Genomic DNA, 6,065 nt, shown 5'->3' with positions numbered 1-6,065 from the left:
GGCGCGGGGGCGGGCCGGGTTGCGGCGGAGCCAGAACGCGGCGAGGACGCCGCCGACCAGGCCGAAGAGGTGGCCCTGCCAGGAGATGCCCGGGGTGGTGGGCAGCACGCCCCACAGGATCGACCCGTACAGCAGCAGCATCGTGATGCCGACGGTGATGTCCAGCGCGTCCCGTTCCACGAAGCCGCGCACCAGCAGGTAGCCGAAGAGGCCGAAGACGACGCCCGAGGCGCCGGCGGTGTTGGAGCCGTCCGGCGCGGTGAGCCACACGCCGAGCCCGCTCACCGTGATGACCACCAGGACGACGCCGAGGAAGCGGCCGATGCCGCGTACCGCCGCGAGGAAGCCGAAGACCAGCAGCGGCAGCGAGTTCGCCATGACGTGGTCCCAGCCGAAGTGCAGGAACGCGGCGGGGAAGATGTCCGGGATCTCGTCGAGCTGGCGCGGCTCGATGCCGTACTCGCGGACGATCGGCCCGTTGGGGCCGTCGATCGCCTCCAGCAGCCACAGCAGGGCGACCCACGACAGCATGAACGTCGCCGCCGTCACCGCCCGCGCTCGGCGTGTGCCCCGCTGGTCGGCACCGCCCGGTCCGTACGCCATCGAGCACCCCCGGTGCCGCGTCCGTGCCGTCACGACCGCGACCAAGTGGACTTACGGCTGCGACATCACAGCCTCATACCAGCCTATACAGCCTGTTCAACGCCTACCGGAGGCGGGAGAGTTCCGGGTGGCGGACGGCCACCTGGCTGAGCGCGTCGAGCAGGTCGCGGGGGTCGAGCCGGTCGGCCTTCGCGGGGGCGGCGACGGAGACGACCTCCCCGGCGGCGAACGTCAGCTTCAGCGGCAGCGCGCCGCTGCGGCCCTCGTCGAACTGGCCGAGGTCCACGGTCAGGGTGGACAGCCGCTCGTGCCGGATGGCGAGGTCCATGCTGATCTTCCGGTCCGGGGCGGCGTCGAGGACGCCGAGGTCCGGGTCGCCGAGCTGGGCGCGTACGGGAGCCAGGGCCCGGCCGAGCTCGCGGGCGGCGTCGCGGGCGTTGAGGGTGAGGGTGACGTGGTCGGCGCCCTCGCGGCGGCCCGTGCCGGTGAACCGGGCGCGCTTGCCGAGGGCGTTCTCGACGGCGGTCACCACGCGCTGCTGCAGGGCGGGCTCGCGCAGCAGCGCGGTCGCCTGGGCCAGCCGGTCGCTGCCGGTGCCGGCCTCGCCGCCGAGCGCCTCGTTGATCCGTCCGAACTCGTCCGGGCTGACCCGCACCCAGCGGCCGCCCAACGCGGCCTTGGCGCTGGTCAGATGGTCGGGGACGGCGTCGAGCAGCTTCTGGAGCTCGCCGGGTTCGCTGAGCGAGGCGGGGCCCTCGCCCGCGGTGTCCTCGTCCTCGCCCGCGGTGTCCCCGGCCTCGCCCGGTGTGGCGCTCTCCTCCAGTTCGGTGGCGAGCGCGGCGAGGTTGACCCGGGTGTAGAGCTTGCTGTCGACGGACTTGAAGGCGAAGACGTCCTTGCCGCCGAAGTTCACCGCGGCCGCGTTGTCGACCCGGTCGCGGGCGTTGACGTCGCGCAGCGGCTTGCCGGCGCTGAGCGCCGCGGCGATCTCCAGGTCGGCGAGCAGTCGGGCGTGCTGCCGGGCGTGCGGGCCCTTGCCGGGCCCGTTGCCCTCCTGGAGGTAGGCGAGGATCTCGGCGGGGGTGGCGTCGAAGCGGGCGGTGACCGACACGCTCTCCTGTTCGCCGAGCTTGGCGACGGCGTTCTTCACCCGCATCGCGGAGGTGAGGTGGTCGGCGGTGGAGCAGGCGGTGGCGACGGTGAGCAGCAGGGTGGCCGAGGTGAGCGCGACGGCCGTGCGGGCGAGGGGACGGAACGACTTGATCTCGGGCTCCTTCGGGTGCCGGAGGGCGGATGCCGGAGGGTGTGTGCCGGAGGGCGTGTGCCGGGGGAAGGCGCGGCTCCCATTGTGCGCCCCCGCACGCGCCGGTTTCACCACCCGCCCCACGGGATGTGCCGCCCCGGCCCGGGTGGCGGAGCCGTAGGGTCGGTGGCGTGAGCGAGACAGCACAGGACAGCACGCGCGTCCCCTGGGTGGTGGGGGTCTCCGGCGCCTCCGGCACCCCGTACGCGGCGGCGGTACTGCGCGGCCTGCTGGCCGCCGGTGAGGACGTGGACCTGGTGGTGAGCCGGGCCGCCCGGCTGACGCTGCTGGACGAGACGGGCGAGCCGTTCCGCGACGCCCACTGGCGGGCCGACCTGGAACGCTGGCTGGCGCGGGGCGCCGACGGCACGCCCGACGCGTTCACCTCCGAGCTGAAGTCCTCCGGCGCGCTCGACGAGCCGCTCGACGAGCCGCTCGACGGGCCGCCGCCGGGCGGCCCGGGTGTCGGCCGGGTGCGGTACTGGGCGGCCGGGGACCTGGCAGCCGGTCCCTCGTCCGGGTCGTATCCGACGCGCGGCATGCTGATCGTGCCGGCGTCCACGGCGTGTGTCGCCGGTGTCGCGCTCGGGCTGTCGAAGGACCTGCTGCAGCGGGTGGCGAGCGTGACGCTGAAGGAGCGCCGTCCGCTGGTCGTCGCGGTCCGCGAGACGCCGCTTGCGGGCACGACGCTGCGGCAGCTCGTCGCGCTGGACGAGGCCGGCGCCGTGGTGCTCCCCGCCTCCCCGGCGTTCTACGCGGGCGCCACCCACATCCAGCACCTGGTGGACTTCGTCGCCGGCCGGGTCCTCGACGCGGCCGGGGTCCGGCACGACCTGTACCGCCGCTGGAAGGGGCAGCTCGGGGGCGCCCGGACGGCCGTCTCCGGGCACTCCGACGACTGACCGTCCCCATAGCTAGTGCGGGCCGTGACGGTCCCATGCCTTAGATTCGTCCCCGGATCGAACTCTCGACGGTAGCGACAGCAGGTCGTGCGGGACTACGGAAGGCTACGGAACCCATGGACGCGGTGGACAGGCAGCTCATCCAGGCTCTGCGGGAGAACGGCAGGGCCTCGTACGCGGAGCTGGGTCGCCTGGTCGGCCTGTCCGGGCCGAGCGTGACCGACCGCATCAACCGGTTGGAGGCGGCCGGTGTGATCACCGGCTACCGGGCGACGGTGGACGCGCCCTCGCTGGGCCTCGGCGTGACGGCGCTCATCGGCATCCAGCTCAGCGACGCCACCGACCACGAGGACGTCGCCGGGCGGCTGCGGGACCTGGCGGAGATCGAGGACTGCTGGTTCATCGCCGGCGACGACTCCTACATGCTCAAGGTCCGGGCCAGCGACGTGGACGGGCTGGAGAGCACGATCCGCCGGCTGTCCGGCACCCCCGGCGTCTCCCGCACCCGCACCACGATCGTGCTGTCCACCAAGTGGGAGAACCGGGTCGGCGAGCTGCCCGGCGAGTGACCGCCGCCGGCCCGGGGCGGCCCCGGCGCTACCCGGGACCGGCCGATTGGTCCGATTCGGACGTGGCGTACGCTCGACTGAGCACGAGTGCGCCGCAGGGGCTCCGCCCAGTGCCCAGCCGGCCCGCGGCGGGCGGACGGGGTGAAGGCGCCCGTGCCGCGCGGGGCAACAGCCGAGACCGAGCCGGAGACTCAAGGAGGCGCGACGCATGGACGCGGGGCTCAAGCGTGAGCTGGAGGAGAAGGTCCGTGCCGGGGAGCGGCTGAGCCGCGAGGACGGCATCCACCTCTACGAGTCCGACGACCTGGCCTGGCTGGGCGGTCTCGCCCACGAGGTCCGCACCCGGCTCAACGGCGACGTGGTGCACTTCAACGTCAACCGCCACCTCAACATGACCAACGTGTGCACGGCGTCGTGCGCGTACTGCTCGTTCCAGCGCAAGCCGGGCGAGAAGGACGCGTACACCATGCGCATCGAGGAGGCCGTCCGGCTGGCGAAGGCCATGGAGGGCGAGAAGCTCACCGAGCTGCACATCGTCAACGGCCTCCACCCCACCCTTCCCTGGCGCTACTACCCGCGTTCGCTGCGGGCGCTCAAGGAGGTGCTGCCGGAGACGGTGTCGCTGAAGGCGTTCACCGCCACCGAGATCCAGCACTTCGAGAAGATCTCCGGGCTGCCCGCCGACGAGATCCTCGACGAGCTGATCGACGCCGGGCTGGAGTCGCTGACCGGCGGCGGCGCCGAGATCTTCGACTGGGAGGTCCGGCAGCACATCGTCGACCACGACACCCACTGGGAGGACTGGTCGCGCATCCACCGCCTCGCGCACTCCAAGGGCCTGAAGACGCCGTGCACGATGCTCTACGGCCACATCGAGGAGCCGAGGCACCGCGTCGACCACGTGCTGCGGCTGCGTGAACTGCAGGACGAGACCGGCGGGTTCCAGGTCTTCATCCCGCTGCGGTACCAGCACGACTTCGTGGACATGAAGGACGGCAAGATCCGCAACCGGCTCCAGGCCCGGACGACGATGGCCACCGGAGCCGAGGCGCTGAAGACGTTCGCGGTCTCCCGGCTGCTGTTCGACAACGTGCCGCACGTCAAGGTCTTCTGGGTGATGCACGGCGTGCAGACCGCGCAGCTCGCGCTCCAGCACGGCGCCGACGACATGGACGGCTCGGTTGTCGAGTACAAGATCACGCATGACGCGGACAACTTCGGCACGCCCGACAAGCTGACCCGCGAGGACCTGCTCGACCTCATCCGCGACGCCGGCTTCCGCCCCGTCGAGCGCAACACGCGCTACGAGATCGTCCGCGAGTACCCCGGCCCCGACCCGGACCGCCGCGAAGAGCCGCAGCCGATGAGGGTGTGAGGCCGCCGTGTCCCTGCGTTTCCGGCTCGATCCCGAGCAGGACCGCCGGCTCCTCGACGGCTTCGTCCGGCTGTGGACGGACGTCGTCAACACCGGTGGCGCGGTCGGCTTCGTGCCGCCCGTCACCCCCGAGGACGTGCGGCCCGACGCGCTGCTGCACCTGGCCGCCGCCGCCGAGGGCCGCACCCGCCAGCTCGTCGGCTTCGACGACGAGGGTGAGGTGCGCGCCACGGCGCACTTCACGTTCAACAAGCACCGGCTGATGCGACACTGGGTGGGTCTCTACACCGTCATGGTGGACCCGTCCCTCCAGGGCCGGGGCGTCGGCCGCGAACTGATGGCCGCCGCCGAGCGGGAGGCCAGGGCGTTCGACGGCATCCGGGCCGTCCGGCTCACCTGCCGCGGCGGGCTCGGCCTGGAGCACTTCTACGCCTCCTGCGGCTACAAGGAGGTCGGAAGGGCGCCCGGCGCCATCAGGGTCGCCGAGGACGACTACCGCGACGACATCACGATGTGGCTGCCGCTCCTGTGACGGCCGCCCGCAGGCCGGTTCACCCGCCCCGGCAGAAGGACTCACACCCCCGGCAGAAGGAAGATCCGCAGTGACCAGCATCCAGAGCACCCCGCAGTCCGGCGACAGCGCGGCCGCCCGCCGCACGGGCATGGCAGGAGTCACCCTCCGGTACACGCTGATGCGGTTCGGCCTCTTCGGCGCCTGCTTTGTCGTCCTCGCCACGCTCGCCTGGCTGGGCGTCATCCCCGCCGGGATCGGCACCTCCAACCCGCTGTGGCTGCTGGCCCTGTCCATCCTGATCTCCGCCCCGCTCAGCCTGGTGCTGCTGCGCAAGCAGCGGGACGCCATGTCCGAGCGGCTGGCGCCGAGGATGGACCGCGCCTCGGCGAGCTTCAAGAAGCGGCTGAACGCCAACCAGGGCCGCGAGGACGAGGTCGCCTGAGCCGCCGTCGGCTCCGCGTTGTCACGTTCGTCACCCCGCCTGCCGCACCCCACCGGGAATGCCCTTTCCCCGGTGGGGTGTTGTGCTTCTCCGAGTCCTCGACTAAAAGGACTCCTTTGGGAAGCTCAAAGCCAGGGTGTTAGCGTGAGGGTCATGACAAGAGCAGCCGTACGACCCGCCGGGGCGAGCACGCCCCTCGTGGCGCGGCTGCACGTCGACCTCTGCCGCTGTGCCGTCGCGGCGTGTCGCGCTTGTCGTCGTACCGGTCACCGGTACCCGCCCCCGCGCTGACCGCGCACCCGCGTTCCACGGCCTTCCACGGCCGACCGGCCCCGGCCGGTCGGCCGTGGAAGGCCG

Annotated in this window: 7 protein-coding genes; 5 read left to right on the top strand and 2 right to left on the bottom strand. The window is 72.3% G+C overall.

Features of this window, described 5'->3' with window-relative positions; all coding sequences use genetic code 11:
• A partial coding sequence (locus GL263_RS19535) for a rhomboid family intramembrane serine protease (protein ID WP_182857031.1) occupies positions 1-603 on the bottom strand: 603 nt, incomplete at its 3' end.
• 103 nt (positions 604-706) lie between these two features.
• Positions 707-1,981 (bottom strand): hypothetical protein, encoded by a 1,275-nt coding sequence (locus GL263_RS19530; protein WP_228456665.1) that lies wholly within the window; start codon positions 1,979-1,981, stop codon positions 707-709.
• On the opposite strand from GL263_RS19530, the gene GL263_RS19525 reads away from it, so the two are divergent.
• The 5 genes from GL263_RS19525 (at position 1,897) to GL263_RS19505 (ending at position 5,708) form a co-directional block, all read left to right on the top strand.
• Positions 1,897-2,808, top strand: coding sequence for a UbiX family flavin prenyltransferase (locus GL263_RS19525; RefSeq protein ID WP_182857029.1), 912 nt, complete (start codon positions 1,897-1,899; stop codon positions 2,806-2,808). The two genes, GL263_RS19530 and GL263_RS19525, sit on opposite strands and share 85 nt — an antisense overlap.
• A gap of 116 nt (positions 2,809-2,924) precedes the next feature.
• Positions 2,925-3,377 (top strand): Lrp/AsnC family transcriptional regulator, encoded by a 453-nt coding sequence (locus GL263_RS19520; protein WP_182857028.1) that lies wholly within the window; start codon positions 2,925-2,927, stop codon positions 3,375-3,377.
• A gap of 208 nt (positions 3,378-3,585) precedes the next feature.
• On the top strand, positions 3,586-4,752 hold the full coding sequence (gene mqnE, locus GL263_RS19515) for an aminofutalosine synthase MqnE (RefSeq protein WP_182857027.1): 1,167 nt from the start codon (positions 3,586-3,588) through the stop codon (positions 4,750-4,752).
• 7 nt (positions 4,753-4,759) lie between these two features.
• Positions 4,760-5,284 (top strand): GNAT family N-acetyltransferase, encoded by a 525-nt coding sequence (locus GL263_RS19510; protein ID WP_182857026.1) that lies wholly within the window; start codon positions 4,760-4,762, stop codon positions 5,282-5,284.
• 70 nt (positions 5,285-5,354) lie between these two features.
• Positions 5,355-5,708, top strand: a complete 354-nt coding sequence (locus GL263_RS19505; RefSeq protein WP_323379479.1) for a DUF4229 domain-containing protein — start codon at positions 5,355-5,357, stop codon at positions 5,706-5,708.
• The last annotated feature ends 357 nt before the right edge of the window (positions 5,709-6,065 follow it).

Origin of the sequence: Streptomyces durbertensis, from assembly GCF_014156695.1 — a bacterium.
In the GTDB taxonomy this organism is placed as follows: Bacteria; Actinomycetota; Actinomycetes; order Streptomycetales; family Streptomycetaceae; genus Streptomyces; species Streptomyces durbertensis.
This window is presented reverse-complemented; position numbering and strand designations above follow the sequence as displayed.